Here is a 24,030-nt window from a genome sequence, read left to right on the forward strand (position 1 = left end):
CCTTTGTTCTGTTAAAATAAATTTCCATTTTCATTAAAAGGAATATCATAAAGATCTGAACTTAGTTCCATATTTGGATGCTGTTTTACATATTCAAGTAAAGGCTCAGATACTTCAATTTCACTTAACACTAATGTATTTTTAATGCGGACTAATTTGACGTTTCTAAAATCTAGAATATTGCATGTTTTAATAGCCGCTTGGATCGCTTGTTTATCGTTTGGTAATGTCGTAGCAATTTTTGTAGGAGCAACAACGGTTGAAGTTAAACCATTTGCATAAGTTCCTTCTTTGTCCATCTTGTCTATTAGCCGTTGTGTTGTAAAATCAGCCGTTCCTACGCCATTGGCATTACCCTCTGATTGATGTGTTACATCGAGCACCGCCATTTTGTTAACTTCAGGTCCACCAGATGCATACGGTGTTGGGTAACGTCCCGTAATATTCGGATCCATACCATCCCCACTAATATTTTTACCTATTTCATCTATTACAAGGACATCCAATTGATCAAAGAAAAGCTTTGGCAATAACTCTTTTGCTTGTTTTTGAAGTTCATGTTCTCTATTAATAATCTCTTCTGGAGTAAGTACATCAATAATTGCAACTTTATCAAATGCATTTTCAACTGTTGCAACTCCGAAAAGTATGGGGGTCTCTTCCATGATGATCTTTGCCATGGCTGGGACATTTTCTGCCATATATTTAAATCCCATTTGATGACAGGCCTCTGCCCCTTTTTGCTTTCCTAATCCAATGCTAATCATCTTCATAATTCCACTTTCTACTGGTCCACGAAAAGCTGTGTGTGGTTTCACACGATTAATAACAACGATTCCGTCCGCTTCTGATGCAAATTTATCCACATAGACTGGTAATCCATTCGGCAGCTCACTAATCTTTACTACATCCATTGAAGATCGAATCTCGCAACAGACACTTTCTTCGGTTACACCAAGATGCGCTAAAACTTCGCGTTGACCCTCTGCAGTCGCCCCCCCGTGACTCCCCATGCTTGGTACAATGAAAGGTTTAGCTCCTAAATCTTTAAGAAACTTGACCGTTACCTCAGTAATTTCAACGAGGCGATCAAGTCCGCGGCTGCCAACAGCAACCGCAATTTCCATCCCAGGCTGTACTTTTTTCTGAATATGTACTTGCTGTAATTGTTCCTTCAGCGTAGTACCAAGGTCATCAATCTTTGTGTTATCAAAGTGAACTTTGACCTTTGCCATTTTAGGAACTGGAATATCTTTTAATAATTCTTGTAGGATACCCATGTTTGTATCACTCCTTTTTTTTACCTATTAAAGTTTTCCTCATTCTATTACATTCCATGTATTGATGAGGCTATAATGAAATCCCCTGTAATCCCTTACAAAAGAAACTAAAAAAAAGTATTATTCATTAATTTGTTTACCAAACAAACTAATTACCTGTATAATATCATTATGGCTAAATTACGTCAATATTAATAACTTATTTCCTTTTAAAAATGCAAGGAGGTTCTTTATGCTCACAGGAGATGCAGCATTTATCAAGAAAATGAACAAGTCTTTAATCTTAAGTAAAATTGTTGAGCATAAATTGATATCTAGAGCAGAGCTTGCAAAAATTACAGGATTAAATAAAGCGACGATCTCTGTACAGGTATCAGATTTATTGGACAAAGAATTAATTATTGAAACACAACAGGAACACAAAAGTTTGGGGAGAAGGCCAATCATGCTCTCAGTTAACCGAGAGGCAGGTTTTGCCCTGGGAATTGACCTAGATAAAAATTCAATTACTTTTACCATATCAGATTTAATTGGTACTTCTATTCAGACAGATATAATTGAAATACAAGTATCTGAATATGATGTCATTCTTAAGTTATTAATAGAACAGATTACTTGTTATAAATTTAAATTCGCCCATACTCGTTACGGTCTTGTTGGTATTACCATTGGAATTCATGGAATTGTGAATAAAGATGAAATAATTGATTTTGTCCCTCAACACGGTTGGCGAAACAAAAACTTAAAAAAAGACTTAGAAAATGAAATAGGAGTCAATGTTTACCTCGAAAATAATGCCAACTTATGCTCCATTGCGGAAAAAGTGTATAAACACCACCAAAGTAACAACCTATTATCTGTCAGTTTGTATTCTGGAATTGGTCTTGGATTTATTATCAATGGTGGATTATTCAAAGGATTCCACGGTTACGCAGGTGAGATTGGGCATATGATTGTCGTTCCAAATGGACTCCCCTGCCGTTGCGGAAATTTGGGATGCTGGGAACAATACGCTTCCGAATTGAGTTTTATTACCCAATTTGCTGAAAATCAAAAAGAAATAGCTTTCAACCTTGAAGATTTTCAAAATCGGATCAATGAACATGACCCTGTTTTCCTCAAAGAGATAGATCGATTTATTATGTATCTTTCTATTGGATTAAATAATTTAATTAACCTTTATAATCCTGAAATCTTAGTGGTAAATAGTGAAATCCTTCGTTTATATCCTAATGCAGCTGAAGAACTTAAAGCCCATCTCTCTTCTTCCATTAGTCATTATTCGGAATTGTTGATCTCAGAATTTGGCAAAAGGGCGTGTATCATGGGTGCCTGTGCTTTGACCATTCAAAACTTTTTAGGGGTTTCAGAGCTTTGTTTAACTTCGTGTGAGGAAAGCTTTCTCGATAAATAGAATAAGCAAAAAGTAACTATAAGCCTTCATTCCAGAGGGCTTTTTCCTTTTTATTTGGAATGAATGAAATAGCGAGAAAATCGACGTAATTATAAGAAAAAAGATGATGTGAACACTTTCATAACCAATGTTCCCGTTTTCATCCTGTTTGTTTCCGTTTTCAGTGAGTTTGTTTAAATTTTGATAATAAATGATAATAAGAGTATCAAATTACTAGGAGGAATTGTAATGAAACATTTAATTAATTTAGTAGTTAAACAAATTGAAAAACATGGTGAATACATTCCATTTCATCTATCTGAACCTGTCAGAACCAATTCACGTAAATAAAATGTGAATTGGGTTTTTTTTTGGCTTTTTAAACTTGGCTGTTGATTTCCGCTCCAATCAACTTGGCTATAAAATCAACATTGTCCTATAACACAGCCTAAAAAAAAAGAAAGTGCCTGACACCATAGTGCCTGACACCCAATTTACTTCATATCTTTTTTCGGTCGTTTTAATTTTAAAACCATTCGCCAAATCCTAGTTTTCTCAGGTGATTAGCTGAAATTGCTAGGCATTCAAATGGATCGCGACCATACGTATCATCTTGTTCTACCAAGAAATATTGTGCACCGCTTTCAAGACCGGCTTCAGTAATCGCTTTGATATCAAGGTTTCCTTCACCGAGTTCTGCAAATTCAATCGTATTCGTGAATTTGTCAAAGAATTTAGCCATATCTTTGAAGTCAACTTCACTTAAATCCATTTGTCCAATTCGATAATCCTTCAAATGTAAGAGTGAAATACGACCTGTATATTCCTTAACAAACTCCACAGGATTTACGCCTGCTCTTTGAATCCAGTGAACATCTAATTCAAATCCAAGCTTAGTGGTGTTATTTTTAATAATGTCTAACAAATATTCACCATCATATTTTTGAAATTCTAAATGATGAGTATGGTAATACAATTCAATTCCATGCTCAGCTAATCTGTGAGCCATTACTTCTGCCTTTTCAATAAATTCCATGATTTTATCTTTATGGCCCATACATGTTAACGGAAGCATACCAATACGTAAGAAATTACAATCAAGTGTCTTACAATCATTAACTATTTTTTCAAAATCACTTGTCAATGTTTCGCCAGGCATTCCAGGCAACATTGGCTCTACAGCGGCAGAAAGAGCCGCAATCTTGATATCAAAATCTACACTCGCCCTTTTTAATTCCGCTACGTTTTCTGGAGTCATAGGTATTTGAGATACTTCAACAGCGTGATATCCAAGCTCACTAACTTTTCTCATTGTTTCATAAGCACCTAGTTCTTCCACTTTGCCTTTAAGCATCATCATTTGAACGCCGATTTTACCTTTTTTCATGGTTATCCCTCCATCTTAATACTTTGTTTTGTCTCTGAAGAAAGTCGAATGGCATCAATCATTTGAATAGATACGACCGCATCCTTTGCATGAACATAATCATGAGTACCCTGTAAAATACAGTTATAGAATTGATTGATCGTTTTCGCATGGCTGGCACCATAATAGAATTTTGAGCCAGGCAGCTTAGCATCTTCTACCAATTCTTCCTTTTTTCCCTCTTCATTTATTCTTGTGAGAATGCTGTCTTTAATGATGAATTTACCCTTTTCAAGATATACTTCAAGCTCTACACTGGAGTTCTCTGGATTGGCATTGGTTGAAAAAAATAATCCTCTTGCACCGTTTTCGAAGAGTATATGTGCGGAAGCAGTATCTTCCACTTCAATCCCATAATCCAATAATTGGTCCACTGAACCTCTTATTGATTCTATTTTTCCGCCGACTAGCTGGATTAAATCCAGTGTATGGAGGGATTGATTGATCATGGAACCGCCCCCGGCATACGCCATTTTTCCACGCCAAGGTTTCACATCATAATAAGCTTTTGGTCTATACCAAGCCACCAATCCTTTAACTCCTGTGACCTTGCCATATTCGCCGCCTTTGACAATCTCCATAAGCATTTCAAACGACTCATTATAACGGTTTTGTAAACACACACCGATTTTAACATCACTGTGTTCTTCCTCTAGTTTTACGAGTGCCTGTCCCTCTTCCGTGTTCAAGCCCAACGGCTTTTCTTGAAAAACATGAACACCCTTTTCTACACAAGCTTTTGTTATAGGATAGTGTAGATAGTGAGGCAGGCAATTATGGACAACATCAAGGTTTTCTTTTTCAAGCATCTCGTGATAATCTCGATAAAAATTTACCCCAGGTACGTTATCTTTTAATGATTCATCAAGATCACAAACTGCCACTAACTCAGCATTTGGGTTCGCTTGTATAGCTGGAATATGAATTTTTGAAATATCTCCAAGCCCTATTACTGCTACTTTTAGCATGAGCTTCTCCCCTTTTTTGAAACGAACTCAAAGCTGTATTAGCGATGAGTTCGTTTCATGTGTTTGATTACTTTCTAACCGGATATTTACCTTCTTCTGCAATCCGTTTATTTAATTCTTCTAGGAATAAATCTTCATCAAATGGTATTTCCACTTCCTTGCCTAACCAGGCTGACAGGTGCATAGCATTTGCAAGTCTAACACCATTAATGCCGTCGCTGCCAGGTGCTAATAATGGAGTACCTTCTACAATCGCAGAAGCAAAGTCATCTAATACAGCAATGTGCTGTTCGCCCCAAACATTGCCAAAATCAAGTACTTCCTCAGTGAAAATATCACCTGCACCGCCGCCCATAAACAGCTTCATAACATCTGACATATCCATGGAATTGCTCATTTCATTTTCAGATTTCTTCAGGCGCTTGATGGTTACTTTCTTACTATCGTCTACCACAATTTTTCCTTTATCGCCCAGGATTTCTAGACGGTCAGTCCCCACTACATCGTGTGTACGAGTTACAAATACACCAGTAGCACCATTTCCATAATCAAATACTGCTGTCACATCGTCTTCAACAACAATATCTCTTTGAGAGCCAAATTTTACTTTTGCATAAACCTTTTTCGGCATGCCGCAAATCCATTGAAGCAAGTCAATTTGGTGTGGCGCTTGGTTTACAAGGACACCTCCACCTTCTCCGCCCCAAGTTGCTCTCCATTCACTTTGATTGTAGTACCCTTGAGGTCTCCACCAAGTAGTAATAATCCAGTTGGTACTACGAATGCTGCCAATCTCACCATTATCAATAATTTCTTTTACTTTTTTATAAAGTGGATTTGTACGCTGGTTAAAGAAGATGGCAAACTTAACTTCAGGCTTTGTTGCTGCAAAGTCGTTTAACTCTTTAACTTGTTTTGTATAAACACCAGCTGGTTTTTCCACTAATGCATGGAGGTTTCGTTTTAGTGCTTCGATTCCCATTTCAGGATGAAGATAATGCGGAACAGTTGTAACGACCGCATTAACGTCACCGCTTTCCATCATATCGATATAATTATCGTAGAAAGGAACACCAGGATACTTCTCTTGCGCTACTTGTTTTTTAGCAGGATCATTATCACAAATCGCACCAATCACCATGTTTTTAACTTTGCCTTCAGAAATGAAATTAGCGTACATACCGCCTTCTGCACCTAAACCAATAATCCCTAATCTAACTTGTTCCATTATTACTTCTCCTCGCTTTCAATTGTTTTAAGAATTTCTAAAAGTGCTTCATATTGAAGCTTGTAGCCGCCGGCACCATCCAGCCCCTTGTTGTCTTTTATAATCTCAGTTGCATCCTCAAGTTCTAAATCCTTTAGTGAATCAAAGAGAACGAGGTGTGGCTCAAGCGTTAAGAAGCCTTTGTAACCGCTTTGAATGAATTGTTTCAGCAGCTCAGGTATTTTCCCTTCTCCAGTCCCACAGACAACATTTTGACTGTCAGATGTTACAGCATCCTTTATGTGTATATAAACAATCTCATTCTTTAAGAGATCGTAACACTCCTGAGTGTCCTCACCGCACTGTACGAAATTAGCGAAGTCGAAAATCCCTTTGAAGTAAGGAGAACCAACCTCTGTTAAAATCTCATGACAGCGTCTTCCGATATCACCAAAGATATCCTTTTCATTTTCATGTAGTAAAATAACATTGTATTTTTCTGCAATGGCGGCATATTCCTTGAGCTTACTAATGACTTCCTCACGATATTGGTCGGCATTGTCGCCTTTAGGAATATAAAAGCTAAATATACGGATATATTGACAATTTAATAAGTTGGAAATTTGACAAAGCGTGTCCAACATGATCTTTTGATTGGCAAATCCATCTTCATCGTTAATGAACACCTTGCCAATAGGCGACCCTATTGAAGAAACACCGATACCTGCCTTTTGAAGCCGTGGTTGTACATTTTCTTTAATCTCATCAACAGTATAATCACCAATATTTTTCCCATCAATACCGCGTAAAGAAAGATAATGCATACCAAGATTTGAGACAACTTCAAGCTGGGTATCAAAATCAGAAGAGATTTCATCTGAAAAGCCTGAGATCATTAAGTCTTTATTCATTTAGGTCTGTTCCCCCTTTTTCACAGTAATGTTGCTAGTAATTTTATTTTTACGATAACGTGACGGTGTGGTGCCCACCTTCTCCTTAAAATACCGACTAAAATGGGCAACACTCTCAAAGCCAGTTACCCGTGACACCTCTGTTAGCGTTCGATCAGGCTCCATTTCCAACAAATATTTCACCTGATTGAGCCGGCATCCCATCACATATTCCATCACCGTAAAGCCAGTGACTTCCTTAAACACATGCGAAGCATAATACTTACTCAGATTCAACTCTGCAGCCACTCGATCTAAACTTATTTTTTCGCTATAGTGTTCATTAATCCAAGACGCAATGGCCTCTGCATGATGTTCCTTTTCAGTCTTTTTAGTTGTTACTTGAGATAACTCTTTTTGACTCATTTTAAAAATTCCTAACAACAATTGAACTAACTCAAGTTTCACTTCGGCTTCTAATAGTTCATTTTTCTTGCCGGTTCGTTGCATTTCTTCATTAATCTGTTCCAACGACGCGGCGATTTCCTTTATCCGTCCATCAACAAATTGTCCCGCTTCATCATATCGTGTTCGCAGCAAACAATTGTTAAGTTTTTTAAAAGGATCTAACAAATTTGGGATTCCAAGAGTTGTCAATAACTCTTGCAGCCACGTAGGTGAAAAATGAAGAATACTCCTTGTATACGTGCTGCCTGTCCTCGGGTTCGGTTTATGCAATGTCATACCATCCAAAAGAATGATATCACCTGGCTGTAATTCATAAATCCTATTATTAATTAAATACTTACAATCACCCGAATGAAAAAAATAGATCTCATATTCTTGATGTGAGTGAAAATTAAATATATTGGACTCCATACCTTGTGCTCGGTAGAATGCGTTTATCCATTCATCCATTATTTTCTTTTTGTTAGGAGATGTATTCCACTCATCCATTACTCTCACACCCTTATAGGTAAGCGTTAACAAATTAATTTGTTAACTGAACATACTATTATTATATTGCACTTAGAAACCAAAATCATTCTCTAAAACTGCTTAAAAATAGTTATTTTTTGACTCACATTGCTTTTTAATAATGAATTTTAGACAACCGACTATTAAAAAAAGAGACAAAACCAGCTCCTGTTGAGCTAGTTTTGTCTCTTTTGAAAGTGGTCCAAATCAAACTGCTTATTCCATCCAGTGTGTATGGAATACTCCTTCTTTATCAACACGTTGATAGGTGTGAGCACCAAAGTAGTCACGTTGTGCTTGTAACAGATTAGCTGGTAAAGTTTCTGTACGGTAGCTGTCATAATAGGCAATCGCGCTAGCGAATGACGGTACAGGAATACCACGCTCAATTGCCACAGCAAGAACTTGACGTAATGGCTGTTGATAGTTTTCAACAATTTCTTTGAAGTATGGATCTAACAATAAGTTTCTTAATTCAGGGTCGCGATCATACGCATCTTTAATCTTTTGTAAGAATTGTGCACGAATGATACAGCCTCCGCGGAAAATCATCGCGATATTACCGTATTGAAGATTCCAATCGTATTCTTCAGAGGCAGCACGCATTTGTGCAAAACCTTGTGCATAAGAAACAATTTTACTCATATATAATGCTTTACGAACTGCTTCGATTAATTCTTCTTTATTGCCTTCAAACGCCTTAACTTCTGGTCCATTAAGAACCTGACTTGCCTTAACACGCTCATCCTTCATTGCTGAAATAAAGCGGGCAAATACAGATTCAGTGATAATTGGAAGTGGAACACCTAAGTCTAAAGCATTTTGGCTTGTCCATTTACCAGTACCCTTTTGACCAGCTGTATCGAGGATTAAGTCAACCATTGGTTTACCAGTTTCTTCATCCACTTTCGTAAAGATATCAGCCGTAATTTCAATCAAATAGCTGTCTAATTCGCCTTTATTCCATTCAGCAAAGACCTCATGAAGCTCTTTTGCATCTAAACCAAGGACATTTTTCAAAATAAAATAAGCTTCACAGATTAACTGCATATCTCCATATTCAATTCCGTTATGAACCATTTTCACATAGTGACCAGCACCATTTGGACCAATATACGTACAGCAAGGATCGCCCTCTACTTTTGCAGAAATGGCTTCTAAGATTGGTTTAACAAGGTTATAAGCCTCTTCTTTACCGCCTGGCATGATAGAAGGACCTTTTAATGCGCCTTCTTCTCCACCTGAAACTCCAGTTCCGATGAAATGGAATCCTGCTGTCTCTAGTTCCTTATTACGTCTGATTGTATCTTGGAAGAATGTATTCCCACCATCAATTAGGATATCGCCTTCTTCAAGAAATGGCTTTAAAGAGTCGATGGTTGCATCTGTTGCAGTACCAGCTTTAACCATTAATAAAATTTTGCGAGGCTTTTCTAAAGATTTAACGAATTCTTCAACAGTACGTGCACCTACAAAGTTTTTTCCCTCTGCTTCATTCTTTAAAAACTCTTCTGTTTTATCGTATGAACGATTAAATACAGCGACAGAATAACCACGGCTTTCGATATTTAGGGCAAGGTTTTTACCCATAACAGCTAAACCAATCACACCAATTTGTTGTTTAGACATACTATCCCTCTTTCATTATTAATACTACTTAGATAACCATATTTCTTTCATTAATACAATTAAAAAGTGCTTTTTAGCGTCTTAAAAAATATTTTTCGGCATTATCAAAACAAATATTCTTTACCATTTGCTCCATTTGCTTCATGTCATTCGGCGCTAACCCTTTTTCAACCCATTCGCCAAGGAGGTTACATAGAATTCGGCGGAAGTAATCATGACGTGCATAGGATAGAAAACTTCGAGAGTCTGTCAGCATACCAATAAAGTGACTGAGTAATCCGACATTTGCAAAATCCTTCATTTGTCTCTCCATACCATCGATATGGTCTAAAAACCACCAGCCTGAGCCTAATTGAACTTTTCCTGGAATCCCTTCTTCATAGAAGTTACCCATCATTCCAGCTAAGACTACATTATCTTTTTGGTTCAAGTTAAATAATACAGTTCTAGGAAGTGCATTTTCCTGATCAAGGGCATCAAGGAATCGGGATAGCCCCTCAGCCATATTAGCTTCTCCAACTGAGTCAAATCCTACATCTGTTCCAAGCAATTCCTTCATCCTTGTGTTGTTGTTTCGCATTGCTCCCATGTGAAGCTGCATGACCCACTGCTTTTCTGCATACATTTTTCCAAGTTCTTTTAAGAGGAAAATACGATAGGCAATCATTTCATCATTTGTAAGTTGTTCACCGCTAATACGTTTATTGAAAATCGCTTCAACCTCTTGTTTGGTTGTTTCTACATATTCCATTTTTTGAATATCATGGTCTGAGGCACGGCCCCCATTTTCATGAAAATACTCTACTCTTTGTTTCAAAGCTGTTAAAAATCCATCTAAGGAATCCGTTTTTATGCCTGAAACATCCGCCAATTTTTCAATCCAGCTTTTGAAAGTTGGACGTTCAATAAAAAGCGCACCATCCGGACGGAATGTTGGAGCAATAATTGTTTTAAAGGTCTCATCATTTTTCAGTAATTGATGGAATTCTAATGTTGAGATTGGATCATCCGTTGTTCCGATAAACTTTACATTTGATCTCTCAATTAAAGCTCTTGCACTGAATTCAGGCGTCTGTAACTTTTCATTACATTCTTCCCAAATTTCTCGAGCTGTCTCAGGACTTAATACTTTATCAATACCAAAGACCATTTTTAATTCTAAGTGCGTCCAATGGTATACTGGGTTTCCAATTAAATGTGGAACTGTCTCTGCCCATGCTGCGAATTTTTCCCAATCACCCGCATCTCCGGTAATGTATTGCTCTCCGATACCATGCATGCGCATTGTTCGCCATTTATAATGGTCCCCACCAAGCCAGATTTGAGTAATATTATCGTAAGACTTATTTTCCCAAACTTCCTCCGGATCTAAGTGACAGTGAAAATCAAAAATAGGTGAAGATGCTGCGGCATTTTCATACAGTTTAACTGCAGTATCTGTATTTAACAAAAAGTGTTGATCCATAAATTTTTTCATCGAATACCTCTCCTTTAGATAGAAATTCATACGGTTAATGCACATCTGTAACCCCTTACAGAAATATATAAGTATTTGTTATCAGATCGTTCTCTTTTAATTTGTTTATTAAACAAATTAATTACATTCCTAATTTATCATGTTTAATATGTTTAGTCAATTAACTATTTAGGAATTAATAGAATAATAACGACCTTTTAATGAAAGAACTGATATAATAAGAATATAAACAAAGGAATGCACGAAATGGAGGATAAAAATGGTTACGGGTGATGCGGCATATATAAAAAAAATTAATCGCTCTTTAATCCTTAGAGAAATTGTTAAAGAAGGAATGATTTCGAGAGCAGATCTATCCAAAGCCACTAACTTAACAAGAGCAACCATCTCAGCACAAGTTGCAGACTTATTAGAAGAAGGGCTTATTATAGAGACACAGCTTGAGCATTTTTCGGTTGGAAGAAAGCCGATTATGCTCTCATTGAACGGACAAGTTGGCTATGCACTTGGTATTGACCTTGATTATGGTCAAATATCATTTACATTATCAGACCTTCTTGGCTGTCCTGTTTCATCTAATATTATCGAAATAAATACTTCAAATTATGCAGAGATTCTTCCTCTTTTAATTCAACAAATCAAAAAGTTCAAAACAGATTGCACTACGAGCCGCTATGGTATTGTAGGAATTGTTATTGCCATCCATGGTCTGGTCACAAAAGACGAAGAGATCCACTATGTTCCACGGTTTAATTGGCATGATATTAATCTCAAGCGTGATTTAGAAAGAGAATTTGATACGTCTATCTACCTTGAAAATAATGCAAATCTAAGTTCTTTTGCCGAAAGGGTCTTTGCGCACCATGAAACAGACAACTTGTTATGTGCCACCCTCTATTCTGGGATCGGCCTAGGTATGATGATGAACAATGAGTTTTTCCGAGGAAATGACGGATATGCTGGTGAAATAGGTCATATGATTGTTGTTCCACAAGGTAAACCATGCAATTGTGGAAATAAGGGTTGCTGGGAAAAATATGCTTCGGAATCGGTCATTTTTGAACATTTATCTGAAAAACGACAAATAAAGAATCTAACTTACGAACATATTCAAAAGTGGCTTAATGAAGGCGATGTGGAAGTGCACGAATTGATGGAACAATTCCTTTTCTATCTTTCCATTGGATTGAATAATATGATTAACATGTATAATCCAGACGTACTCGTGCTTGATAGTGAACTGCTGCGTATGTATCCGGACTCTCTCGATAAAATTAGTGGAAATCTAAATTCTTCAATTAGTCATTACCGGGAATTAATGATCTCTACTATCGGGAAAGAATCTTGTGTCCTTGGGGCATGTGCACTTGCTATCAAACATTTTCTTGATGTCCCGATGTTAAATTTACCTTATGAGATAAAATCCAATCGAATTGGAAGCGTACTCATTTAGAACTTGATTACCCCTTCTTTCAAGGAAAAACCCCCTTTTAGCTAGTGCTAAAAGGGGTTTTTATCGATGTTCATTACGCACTTTTTAAACTATCATTCACCTTTTGTTTTTCTTTAAGTTCATCAACAATCTTTTTATAAAGATCCTCTGTTAAATTATACAGAACAATTAAGATAACCGCAGCAATTAAGTTTAGTCCGGCTGGAACGAGGAACATTAGCCCTTTTATACCAAGGAGTGCGCCAGCAGTTTGCTCTGCATTTGGAACATAACCGATTAATCCAAGGGCAACGCCAGGAATAAAACCAGCTAACGCCTGTGCTAGTTTACGGAAGAAACTGTAACTTGAATATACAATCCCTTCTGTCCGTTGTCCTGTTTTCCATTCGTGATAATCCACTGCATCCGCAACCATTACCCATGGTAAACCTAGTGCAAAGCTAAGACCTAAGCTTCCAATGGTAAGTAATATAAGGAAAGTCGGTACGTTAGCTGGTAGAACAAAGTTCGCAACATCCGCGGCAACTCCAATAAAAAGACCGATAATAAATGTTTTCTTTTTTCCAAGTCTTTTAACAAGTGCTGGAATAAAAAATGAACCAATGACAGCGATTCCAATACTAGTAAATGAAAGCAAAGACATAAGACCTGGATTTCCTAAATTATATTGTAAGTAATATAACTGAACAGCCGTGCGTAGGTTACTCCCTGCAACCATAAACAAACAAACGAAACATAGAGCAATTAGCGGTCTATTACTTAGCAATAATTTGAAGAGTTTCGACATCGGAAGCTTTTCTTCTTCTTTTTTAGGCACCCTAATCACATTTTCATTTGTATTACGATAGCAAATATAATGGAATATGACCCCAATTAACGCCATCGAACCGATTCCCACGGTATATCCTAATTTTTGATCTGGAAAATATAAAACAATTGGGATAACAACCATCCCAGAAATAAGCATTGCAAATTGGCTGCCAATAGCTCTGAAGGATCCAAGAGATGCCCGATCCACAGAATCTTGGGTCATGGAAGCTGCGAGTGATCCATAAGGAATATTAACAATGGAATACGACAACCCAAAGGCCATATAGGTTATAAAAGCAAAAACAATTTTTCCTGTATCTGAAAAGTCAGGTGCCATGAAAGAAATGACAGTCATAATGGCAAGCGGAATCGATCCAAATAAGATGAACGGCCGGAACTTACCTCGTTTACCTACCTTCCGTTTATCCACAAAAGCACCTACTGAGGAATCTGCAAATGCATCAAAAATCTTTGATACTAAAAATACGAGGCCGCCCCAATAAGCAGATATTCCTAAAATATCTGTATAGAACTTAAGCAAATAAATTTGCCCCATATCAAACATAAATCCATTACCCACATCACCTAAACCATAGGAGATTTTTTCTTTTAAGGTTAATTTTTTTTGGGCACTATTCTCCATCATGTCTCCCTCTTCCTTTTATATTAATTAAATGTGTTTTACCTGTAACCCTTTTCAAAACTACAAAGACTATATGGTTGGAATATTAAACTTGAAAAAGGTTTCTTTAATTTGTTTATTAAACTAACAAATTAACTTCATTGATAGAATACCACCGTCGACAAATTTCGTCAATAATAATTTGTAAGCGTTTATCATCCTGTCCAACCCATTTATAAACATTTATCCAGCAAAGATCAAGGAGGAAGTTCATGAAATAACAAAAAAGGCTCCGATTCGCATGAAATCGGAGCCAATATTACCTAGTACGATATCTTATAATGAAAAAAGATAGCTAACAGATGTTAGCTATCTTCCTTCTGGTAATATTGAATTAATGTTTGCCTTTTCTCCTTTCAGCTAAATCAGCTGTAAGTTGCGCTGTACGTTTTTTGTTTAATGGATAACAGAATACAATAATTAGGAACACAACAGCAAGTATGATTGCAGGTACTAGAGTTCCAAGTGTATGAATTCCTTGAAGCGTATCAGCTGTTTGTGCTTTAAGAGTTGGATTATAACCAACAGCTGCGATTGCTGCACCACCAACGCCGCCAGCTACTGCTTGACCAACTTTACGTGCCATAGAATAAATCGAGTAAACGGTTCCATCTTCACGTAAACCAGTTAAATACTCATGATAATCAATAACGTCAGTAACAAAAGCCCAAATGACAAGGTTGAAAATTCCATAACCAAACATCCCAATTGTTAATACACCAATAAATTGTGTTCCAGTTAAATTTGGAAGGAAGTACAAAATCGCATATATAACTGTTGCTATTAATAAGCCACCAGAAGCCACTTCTTTTTTACCAAATTTCGCAACTAATGGTTTAACAAATGGCATACCTACAAATACTGCAATAGCTTGAAGAAGACCAACCATACTTAGTGCTTTCGCATTTCCGAAGTAATCTTTAAATAGATAAACGTTTACTGCACCAATTAGCATAAAGCAAACCAAGAACAATAATGAAGCAATGAGGAACCAAATTAATGGTTTGTTTTTTCCAAGACCTTTCATTGTTTGTCCCAAATTCACTTTTGGTTTAGTTGTTTCATCCATTACAATTCGTTCAACCGATAATTTATAACAAGCCATATAACAAGCAAGTGCAAGTCCACCGAAAATTAATGCAGCTAATATGAAGCGATTAGCATCTGGTTTGTTGTTAACAAACAAAATCATAGGGCCAACCACGTTAATAATTAAACCAGCCAAGTTTCCACCTAATGTTCTCCAGCTTGATAGTGCTGTACGTTCAACAGGATCGCCTGTGATAACTGAAGCCATTGATCCGTAAGGAATATTAACTGTACTATATAGTGTTCCCCAAATAATATATGTTACGTAAGCATAAGCAAGATAAAATCCATCTGACATTCCTGGAATGTGAACAAACATTAAAACACCACAAATAACAAGCGGGAAAGACATTCTAAAAATCCAAGGCCTGAATTTGCCATTTTTCCCTGCTTTTCTTGTATCAATAAAACGGCCCCATGATACGTCTGCTACTGCATCCCACAAACGGGCAAGTAAGAATAATCCACCGACTGCTGCAGGATTAATATGAAAGACATCTGTATAAAAAACCATTAAGAATGCGGCAACTAGAACAAAGAAGAAATCGTTCCCCCAATCACCAAACATATAACCAAGTTTGTCTTTCATTCCAAACTTTCTAAATTCATTTGCAGAACCTTGTACTACAGCGGCTTTTTTTGCAGTTTGACTCATTTTTGACCCCTCCATTATGCATTTAGTTTTTAATCTAACCCGATTACCTATACCTTTAAATCCTTAAAACTTTTTGAACCTTCAGTACTTTGAAATCCCTTTCAAAGATTATTAAAAAAATATTAGTGCATTTCTTTTAATTAGTTTATTGAACTAATTAATTAGTATAGTTGTATCTTATCATCGACTATTTACTCAGTCAACAGATTTTTGTAAGCGTTTAATAAAAAATTTTTCCAAATATTAAGGTCCCTTCTCTTACGTGATTAAGTGCTTAAGATAGTTTGTAGTCAGAAGTAGTATATTGATGTAATTAAAAAAAAATTGACACTAACTGTTCAAGAACGTCACAAGGGAGCCTTTTTTAATCTAACTTTGTCATAAATATCTAATTCATAGTATAATTGGAAAGATGCAAATAATTTATGAAATAATATTGCACAATAGCTCTAAGAACTTTATTCACTATTCCAGGAGAGTATGCATGTTAAAAGATTTTGTTTCAAATGCCTCACTATTAATTGCTTCCTTTTCTATTATGGGAGTGTTATTTAAAGATAAGCCAATTAATTCTTCCTCTCCGCTATCCTCAAAATTATATTGGGGATTTTGTTTTGGAGTTCTAGGGAATATCTTAATGTCGTTTAGCATTCAAATTAACGTAAACACGATTGCTGATCTACGCCATTTGGCAATAGTGATCGCAGCAACTTTCGGTGGGTATATCCCAGCATTATTGGCTGCTGTTCTTATTGCAGCAGGAAGAATCCTTCTTTTTGGTATGAATGAATCTTCCTTATTGGGAGCAATCGGGGCTGTATTAACAGGCATCCTCTGTGGTGGAATCGCAACATTAAACTATTCCAGAACTTTAAAGGCTTTCATAATGAATCTGATTGGTTTATTAATTGTTTCAATCATTTTCATTATCAGAATTGATAACTTCCAAATGCTCAAAAGTGTTTTAACCATACATTATTTAATTTCTCTCATTGGTGGTTTTTTTGCTTATCATTTTTTTGTTTTCGTGGTGAAGTCATACGAAGTACAAAATCAATTAAAGCATAATGTCATGAAATTGAAGGAAACAGAAGAACGTTTTCGCCTCATAGCTGAATATTCAAGTGACATGATTACAATGCACAACGAAAAAGCCGAATATATTTATATTTCACCCGCTGTAAAAGAAATTATTCATTTTGAGTATCCTGAACTTCTCGGAAAAAAAATGGAGGTTTTTATTCATCCAGATGATGTTGTACAAACAAAAGACATGTTTGAAAAAGCACTTCATGAGGGTGGGGCTGAATCAACCTACAGGTACCGTACGAATATAGGAGATTATGTTTGGATTGAATCTACTTTAAAAAGCGTTCATTTCGAAGAAGATGGAAGTAAGAAAGTCATTATTGTATCAAGAAATATTACTGATCGAAAACTTACCGAACAAAAACTACAAGAGGCAAATCAATTACTCAATCAACTATCCTACTTAGATGGACTAACAGGGATTGCCAACAGAAGATATTTTGACGAAACACTTAATAAAGCATGGGCTAATTCTTCTATAAGTCATACGCCAATCACATTAATTATGTTTGATATTGATTACTTTAAAAAATACAATGATACATACGGCCATCTAACTGGAGATTTTTGCTTACAATCAATTGCACAAGCTATTAACAATCAAATGGCTGTTAACTCTCATTATACTTTTTGCCGTTATGGAGGTGAGGAATTTGCTCTCATCTCTCCTTCTACCACCATGGAGGAAGGGATGAAAATTGCTTATCAAATTCAGGAGACAATTAAGTTACTTAAAATTCCTCATATTAGTTCTGACATTGCTGATATTGTTACGTTAAGTATTGGATTTGCCACAATGGTTCCAACAACTTTAGAAAAACCGCAAGCATTAATTCAAATGGCTGATTCGGCATTATATTTATCTAAGACAAAAGGTAGAAATACAATTTCATCTTCTCATTTAAGCATGGAAGGCTTGTAAATAATACAAGCCTTCCTTTTTTTATCAATTCAAAACATATTTTTCTAAATATTATGCAAATTTTGTTGTATAATGCGGAAAATACATGTAAAATTTTCCTATCAGCCCTTTTTGGATGGTGAGACAATGGAAATTACGAAACATCTTTTCTTAAACCTCTCAATATATATTATTTTATTGTTTTTTTGTTTAATTTTTTTCGATAATTTTAGAAAATTCACCCTATCCAAACCCTCACTTACGATTTTTTTTATTGCTATGTTATGGTTATGTATCAATTTCTCATACAATCCGATTCCTTATGCCAGATATGATTTAAGGATTATTCCTTTGGTTTTGGGGGCCCTTTATGTTGGAATTGGCCCGATTCTTATAGGAGCAATTATTATCATACGGGGTTTCTATGGCTTTGATTCAGGCTTTTTTCAAACCATTATGTTTTATGTACCTCTCACAGTAGTATTTTGGCGATTATATCCTTGGTTTTTAAAGCAAGTGCCAGCACGCCGCATTTTCGTGACAGTATGTTTGGGAATGATCCTCGGCATAGTGACAGTCATTGGGATGAGCTTCGCCCATCCCCATTCCTATTGGCTGGATGCATGGACTGCGTTCTTATTCATTCCCTCTCTCGGAATTGGGATCATTTCCTATGGGATTGAATTTGTTAGAAGAAATAATGAAATGCAGCAACAGCTGATTAAAGCTGAAAAATTAAAAGCAGTCGAACAAATGGGAGCGGCCATTTCCCATGAGATTCGTAATCCACTAACTGCAGCTAGCGGGTTTGTTCAGCTCCTTCAAGATGATTACCTTTCAAGGCAAAAACGGAAAGAATATTTATCGATTGTAAAAGAGGAGTTAATTTCGGCTGAACGGGTTATCCAAGATTATTTAACCTTTGCAAAACCATCGCTTGAGGCATTTGAGGAACTAAATGTAAAAAGTGAATTACGGCAATTAATAAATATACTTCAGCCCTTAGCCAATCAAAATTCAGTCGAGATTAGCACAGACTTTTCAGTGATTGGATTCATAAAAGGGGATGGCCAGAAATTCCGGCAATGCTTTGTGAATGTCCTCAAAAATGCGATTGAAGCAATGCCTAATGGAGGTTATTTAACTGTCACAACGGAGTATAGTAAAAACAATGTAACCATTAGTGTGAAGGACACAGGTGTTGGAATGACCATAGAACAGCTGGAGCGATTAGGAGAACCATTTTATTCCACAAAAGGAAAAAATGGAACAGGCTTAGGTATGATGGTGGTTTACAGCATTGCACGTGCAATGGATGGTACGGTTTGGGCTGAAAGTGAAGTGGGAATGGGAACCACTTTTCATTTTAAATTTCCAACGATTTCGTCGATAATGAAAAAAGAAAATATTATCATTTAAAAAACAAACCGACAGAAGATTAACTTTTGTCGGTTTGTTTTCACTTTATTTACCAATAAACATTTGGGTCCAGTGTTTGCCTGTCGCTTCAAATCCTACCCCAATATGAGTAAAATTTGAACTTAAGATATTTTTACGATGCCCTTCACTGTTCATCCAAGCAGTTACTACTTCTTGTGGCGTTCGTTGTCCTTGTGCGATATTTTCACCTGCAGATTTATAAGTCACGCCAAAGTCTCTCATCATGTCAAATGGTGATCCATAGGTAGGGCTTGTATGTGAAAAATAATTTTTTTGCTGCATATCCAACGATTTTTTCTGTGCAACACTGTTTAACTGTGTGTCCGCCTTTAAAGCTGGAAGTCCGTTTTTACTGCGTTGGGCATTTGTTAAGTCAATTACTTGTTGTACGTATTGACTAACTGTCCCAGTGGCAGGTGCATTATTTTGTGTAGCAGCTGGCTGTTTTGGTGCCGGTTGGGCTTGTGGTGGTGCTGGCCGTTGTTGCTTCGGTGCTGGTTGCTGTTGAATTGGTGCTGGTTGCTGTTGAATTGGTGCCGGTTGTTGTTGGACTGGTGCTTGTCCATTCGGTCTTTGCTGCTGAATATAAGGTTGGATCTGTTGGAGTGCCAAATTACCTAGTCTAGGATCGAGACGAATAAACTGGTACTTTGCATCTCGGATTAATACCGCTCTTGTATGAGGGTATTGATTACTGTTCAAATTTGTTTGATATGCAGAAATCATATCATCATTGTTGTTGTAATTCTTCTTGTTTTTTCGTTTATTGTTATAAAAATTTACATCAGAATCAGATTCGCTGTTATTATTGTTCGTATAATCCTCAGTTAAAGGACCATTGTGGTCGATCCCATCATCTCTCCCATTACGTACATCCATATAAGGGGTATTGTTTCTGTTATTCGTGTTCATTCCTATACGATTTGACCCTTGATCATTTATCTCTTTATTATCATTGTTATTACAAGCAGCAAGGCCCATTGTTAAGACCGCTGTTAACAGTAACCCAACTGGTTTTTTTATCAATCGAAATACCTCCTTCTGAAATTCATATTACTTTTATAGTGTTAATGTTTTTCAAAGAAAGTATTGATGGAAAATAAACGTATTTAATAATCGGGCATAATAACAATTTTCCACAAAAAAAACCAACTATTGAAACTGTCGGCTTGTTTTTAAGGGTCAATTTTCCAGCATCGGAATTCGGCCTTTATATTTGTTAATAAGATCTCGATTATGTTCTTCGGCACCATCTGCATTGCCACTTTTAAAGATTGGCGGTTCAAAATTATTTTCAATCATTAGGCTGATGGCTTCAACCATTATTCCGTTAACAATTGCTGTCCCTACAACCGTTGAACCTGAACCAAAGTTTACACCAATTGACTCGTGCTCCATTAATGCATCACCCACTTTAATATGATTATCAATGGAAAGGTCAGCCGTATGATACAAATATTTACCATTTTTATGTCTTGACTTCACGGTTTTTGTATAAACATACGATGTGACGCTAATGACAAATGCACCTTTATTTTTAGCAATCTCGGCCACATCAATTGGCACAGGATTCCTGCCAGAGGTTGATGCGACAATGACAATATCTTGAGGTTGAATCTTAACATTTTTCATGAATTGTTCTGCAAAATCATTTTCTTTTTCTAATTGAGAGGAGCGAACCGCCCCTTTATGCAGCATTAAATCTTCTATTAGGATTGGATTAATTGGAACCAATCCTCCAGCTCGGTAAAATAGTTCTTCCCCAAGCATATGGGAATGTCCGCAACCAAAAACATGAACAATCCCATCCTTTTGGATGCACTGGGCCACTTTCTCTGCAGCTGTTTTGAGGTTTTCATTTTCATCTTTTTCGATTAAACTTAATAATTCTTTAAGCTTAGAAAAATAAAGATTGAACAAGGTAAATAATCTCCTTTGTTTTCAGCGTTTCATCTGAATCATAAACTTGTAACGATCCGCACGATATACAGATTTAACAAATTCAACCGGGGTATTATCTTTAAGAAAAGTATTTCTTTGGATTAACATAACTGGTGACCCTTTGGTGATCTTTAAATAATTTGCCTCACTTTGGCTGGCAATTGATGATTCAATAATCTGAGAAGCGCTATCAATTTTTAAGTCTAACTGTCCTTCAATATGTGCGTATAGGGATTTATTTACAATTTGTTCCGTAAGTCCTTTAACGAGATTTGCTGAAATATAATTTGTTTCTAAGGCCATTGGGACACTATCTGCCATACGAATCCGTTTGATTTCATATACGGGTCCATATTCAGAAATCAAAAGCTGACCTGCTATTTGTTTTGTCGCCGGAATAATTTCAAAGTGGATTAATTGGCTCCCTGGTTCCAATCCTCTTGCCTTCATATCTTCTGTGAAACTTGTTAATCCCTGAAGGGGCTGTTCGATTTTTCTTTCTGCAACAAATGTTCCTTTTCCTTGCAAACGATATAAATAGCCCTCATTTACTAACTGTGTAAAGGCCTGTCTAACGGTCATCCGGCTAATTTGATATTTCTCCGCATATTCTCTCTCAGGAGGAAGAGAATCACCAGGTCGCAATTCGCCGTTTTCAATTAACTCTTTGATATATCCTTCAAGTTGATAATAAATTGGAATGGGAGAATTCTTATTAATCATTTTCCTCCAACTGCATCCTTTCCTTTACATTGGCACCTTTGCGCTATAGTGAACCTTTAGATCTGCTATTGCCTCTTTATCTGCAATAATTGTAACACAAGGGTGATTTTTCAACACGGATGCAGGAAAACTTTCATTAATTTCGCCGTTTAAGAGTCTAAAAAGTGCTTCTTTTTTCTTATCACCTGAAACCAGTAGAAGAATTTCTTTGCTTTTCATAATGGTTGAAATCCCCATCGTAATCGCTTTAGTAGGAACCTCTTCGATTCGGTTAAAAAATCTTGCATTTGCTTGAATGGTCGAAGGTGCTAACTTTACAATATGCGTTTTGGAACCAAAGGAAGTTCCTGGTTCATTGAATCCAATATGCCCATTACTGCCAATTCCGAGAATTTGTAAATCAACGCCACCATGCTTAGCAATTAAATCTTCATAACGATTGCATTCTTCTTGAAAATCAGCAGCAATTCCGCTTGGAATATTTGTTTTAGCTTTATTCATATCAATATAATTAAAAAGTTGGTTATTCATAAAATACCGGTAGCTGTTCTTATTATCACCTGATAGTCCCATGTACTCATCCAAATTAAAAGTGGTTACTTTCTGATAAGAGGTCCCATTCATTTTGTGATCCTCGATTAGACTTTTATAGGTTCCGATTGGTGTCCCACCTGTTGCCAATCCAAGTTTAATACTTGGATTCTGAACTACCTTTTCAATGATAAATTCAGCCGCTCTATTACTCATTTGTTGGTAATCTTTTACTTCAATAATCCTCATTTTGAGTTTTCCTCCCTTTTAAATGCAAGCGACCCATGGCAAAGTGTCATATAAACTTCCATTTCTTCATCAAGAATGACAATGTCTGCATCTTTTCCAACAGCAATACTGCCTTTCCGATCATAAATATTCAACTGCTTTGCTGGATTCACGGAAGCCATTTCAATTGCATCTTCAAGTGGACAGCCAGTATAAGCAATAATATTTTTTACTGCATGCCCCATTTTCAAAATACTTCCAGCAAGAGTTCCGTCCTCAAGGACTGCTTTTCCATTTTTTACTGTTACTTCTTGACCACCAAGATCATATTTACCATTTTTCAAACATTTCGCCCGCATGGAATCGGTTATTAAGATTAACCCTTCACTTTGCTTTTGTTTGAAAGCAAGTTTTACCATTTCCGGACGAACATGCACCCCATCCACGATAATTTCAGCTTTTAATTCATCTCGTAAAAAAGCTGCACCCACGACACCGGGTTCACGGTGATGCAGCCCCCTCATTTGATTAAAAAGATGGGTTACGTGGTTTGCACCAGCATCAATGGCTTCGTTAACTTCATCATAGGATGCATCTGTGTGACCAATTGATGCAATGATCCCATTTGACTTTAAATATCGAATCATTTCTAATCCACCTGGCTGCTCTGGCGCAAGTGTGACAAGTTTAATATTCCCTTTTGTAAGGTTTTGCCACTTTTGAAATAAAGCAAGGTCTGGGTCAATAATATGCTGTATCGGCTGTGCCCCTGCTCTTTTTGCGTTTACAAACGGCCCTTCAAGATGGAGGCCAAGTATTTCGGCCTTTCCATTTGGTTTCTGCTTTTCAATGTATTGCGCTGCATTTATTAAAGCATTTTCAATTTGTTTACCTTCTTGGGTCATTGTTGTGGCTAAAAAACTTGTGGTTCCTTCTTTCGGTAGAGCTGTAACCATTGTGTCTAGTGCTTCCATAGTGGCGTCCATCGTATCAGCACCATTGACCCCATGAATATGAACATCGATTAAACCGGGAATTGCTTTATAGTGCCCAGGAAGCTCAATAACTTCAAATTCATTCTCCTTTTCAAGTTCTTCCATTGATCCGATTTCCACTATTTTTCCGTTATTTATTTTAATAAATCCATTTTCAATTAATATATCTTCTGCATAAACTTGGATTCCCTTAAGCAAAATATGATTAAATTTTTGAATCATTGAAATTACTTCCTTTCGGGTAT

19 protein-coding genes are annotated in these 24,030 nt (G+C 36.5%); 4 read left to right on the top strand and 15 right to left on the bottom strand.

All coding sequences use genetic code 11. The features are described from left to right. Nucleotides 1-11: 11 nt before the first annotated feature. Nucleotides 12-1,280 carry a nickel pincer cofactor-dependent isomerase, group 22 gene (locus J7E77_RS07420; protein WP_214713309.1) on the bottom strand — a complete coding sequence of 423 codons (1,269 nt, stop codon included), beginning with the start codon at nt 1,278-1,280 and terminating at the stop codon, nt 12-14. Nucleotides 1,281-1,512: 232 nt separating this feature from the next. On the opposite strand from J7E77_RS07420, the gene J7E77_RS07425 reads away from it, so the two are divergent. Further along, nucleotides 1,513-2,694: an ROK family transcriptional regulator gene (locus J7E77_RS07425; RefSeq protein WP_214713310.1), complete on the top strand. Its 1,182-nt coding sequence runs from the start codon at nt 1,513-1,515 to the stop codon at nt 2,692-2,694. Between the two features lie 505 nt (nt 2,695-3,199). On the opposite strand, the gene J7E77_RS07430 is transcribed toward J7E77_RS07425, so the two are convergent. From J7E77_RS07430 to uxaC, 7 genes are all read right to left on the bottom strand, one after another. Further along, complete coding sequence (locus tag J7E77_RS07430; protein ID WP_214713311.1) at nt 3,200-4,060, bottom strand: sugar phosphate isomerase/epimerase family protein; 861 nt, start codon at nt 4,058-4,060, stop codon at nt 3,200-3,202. 2 nt (nt 4,061-4,062) lie between these two features. Continuing rightward, nucleotides 4,063-5,067, bottom strand: coding sequence for a Gfo/Idh/MocA family protein (locus tag J7E77_RS07435; protein ID WP_214713312.1), 1,005 nt, complete (start codon nt 5,065-5,067; stop codon nt 4,063-4,065). 67 nt (nt 5,068-5,134) lie between these two features. Further along, on the bottom strand, nt 5,135-6,295 hold the full coding sequence (locus J7E77_RS07440; protein ID WP_214713313.1) for a Gfo/Idh/MocA family protein: 1,161 nt from the start codon (nt 6,293-6,295) through the stop codon (nt 5,135-5,137). A 2-nt stretch (nt 6,296-6,297) separates the two neighbouring features. Continuing rightward, a complete protein-coding gene (locus J7E77_RS07445; RefSeq protein ID WP_214713314.1) occupies nt 6,298-7,185 on the bottom strand; it encodes a sugar phosphate isomerase/epimerase family protein in 888 nt (295 codons plus the stop codon). Then, the gene (locus tag J7E77_RS07450) at nt 7,186-8,121 is read right to left on the bottom strand and encodes an AraC family transcriptional regulator (RefSeq protein ID WP_214713315.1); all 936 of its coding nucleotides are present in this window, start codon (nt 8,119-8,121) and stop codon (nt 7,186-7,188) included. Between the two features lie 237 nt (nt 8,122-8,358). After that, nucleotides 8,359-9,771 carry an NADP-dependent phosphogluconate dehydrogenase gene (gndA, locus tag J7E77_RS07455; RefSeq protein WP_214713316.1) on the bottom strand — a complete coding sequence of 471 codons (1,413 nt, stop codon included), beginning with the start codon at nt 9,769-9,771 and terminating at the stop codon, nt 8,359-8,361. 73 nt (nt 9,772-9,844) lie between these two features. Then, a complete protein-coding gene (gene uxaC, locus J7E77_RS07460; RefSeq protein ID WP_214713317.1) occupies nt 9,845-11,248 on the bottom strand; it encodes a glucuronate isomerase in 1,404 nt (467 codons plus the stop codon). 259 nt (nt 11,249-11,507) lie between these two features. Here uxaC and J7E77_RS07465 point away from each other — a divergent pair, with 259 nt between their 5' ends. Then, nucleotides 11,508-12,701, top strand: a complete 1,194-nt coding sequence (locus tag J7E77_RS07465; protein ID WP_214713318.1) for an ROK family transcriptional regulator — start codon at nt 11,508-11,510, stop codon at nt 12,699-12,701. A 73-nt stretch (nt 12,702-12,774) separates the two neighbouring features. On the opposite strand, the gene J7E77_RS07470 is transcribed toward J7E77_RS07465, so the two are convergent. Both J7E77_RS07470 and J7E77_RS07475 read right to left on the bottom strand, forming a co-directional pair. After that, on the bottom strand, nt 12,775-14,157 hold the full coding sequence (locus J7E77_RS07470; protein ID WP_214713319.1) for a glycoside-pentoside-hexuronide (GPH):cation symporter: 1,383 nt from the start codon (nt 14,155-14,157) through the stop codon (nt 12,775-12,777). Between the two features lie 370 nt (nt 14,158-14,527). Beyond that, nucleotides 14,528-15,937 carry an MFS transporter gene (locus J7E77_RS07475; RefSeq protein ID WP_214713320.1) on the bottom strand — a complete coding sequence of 470 codons (1,410 nt, stop codon included), beginning with the start codon at nt 15,935-15,937 and terminating at the stop codon, nt 14,528-14,530. A gap of 484 nt (nt 15,938-16,421) precedes the next feature. Between J7E77_RS07475 and J7E77_RS07480 the strand changes: the two genes are divergently transcribed. Both J7E77_RS07480 and J7E77_RS07485 read left to right on the top strand, forming a co-directional pair. Then, the gene (locus tag J7E77_RS07480; protein WP_214713321.1) at nt 16,422-17,948 is read left to right on the top strand and encodes a diguanylate cyclase domain-containing protein; all 1,527 of its coding nucleotides are present in this window, start codon (nt 16,422-16,424) and stop codon (nt 17,946-17,948) included. A 330-nt stretch (nt 17,949-18,278) separates the two neighbouring features. Continuing rightward, nucleotides 18,279-19,346, top strand: coding sequence for an ATP-binding protein (locus tag J7E77_RS07485; RefSeq protein WP_308160459.1), 1,068 nt, complete (start codon nt 18,279-18,281; stop codon nt 19,344-19,346). A gap of 45 nt (nt 19,347-19,391) precedes the next feature. On the opposite strand, the gene J7E77_RS07490 is transcribed toward J7E77_RS07485, so the two are convergent. From J7E77_RS07490 to nagA, 5 genes are all read right to left on the bottom strand, one after another. Continuing rightward, nucleotides 19,392-20,393 carry a CAP domain-containing protein gene (locus tag J7E77_RS07490; protein ID WP_308160461.1) on the bottom strand — a complete coding sequence of 334 codons (1,002 nt, stop codon included), beginning with the start codon at nt 20,391-20,393 and terminating at the stop codon, nt 19,392-19,394. A 156-nt stretch (nt 20,394-20,549) separates the two neighbouring features. Beyond that, on the bottom strand, nt 20,550-21,287 hold the full coding sequence (locus J7E77_RS07495) for an SIS domain-containing protein (protein WP_214713323.1): 738 nt from the start codon (nt 21,285-21,287) through the stop codon (nt 20,550-20,552). Between the two features lie 21 nt (nt 21,288-21,308). Continuing rightward, entirely contained in the window at nt 21,309-22,031 is a 723-nt protein-coding gene (locus tag J7E77_RS07500; protein ID WP_214713324.1) for a GntR family transcriptional regulator, read from the bottom strand. A gap of 24 nt (nt 22,032-22,055) precedes the next feature. Then, complete coding sequence (gene nagB, locus J7E77_RS07505) at nt 22,056-22,811, bottom strand: glucosamine-6-phosphate deaminase (protein WP_214713325.1); 756 nt, start codon at nt 22,809-22,811, stop codon at nt 22,056-22,058. Continuing rightward, the gene (gene nagA / locus J7E77_RS07510) at nt 22,808-24,007 is read right to left on the bottom strand and encodes an N-acetylglucosamine-6-phosphate deacetylase (protein ID WP_214713326.1); all 1,200 of its coding nucleotides are present in this window, start codon (nt 24,005-24,007) and stop codon (nt 22,808-22,810) included. Before nagA ends, nagB begins: the two co-directional genes overlap by 4 nt. Nucleotides 24,008-24,030 lie beyond the last annotated feature (23 nt).

The sequence above is a fragment of the Bacillus sp. ISL-77 genome, assembly GCF_018613105.1.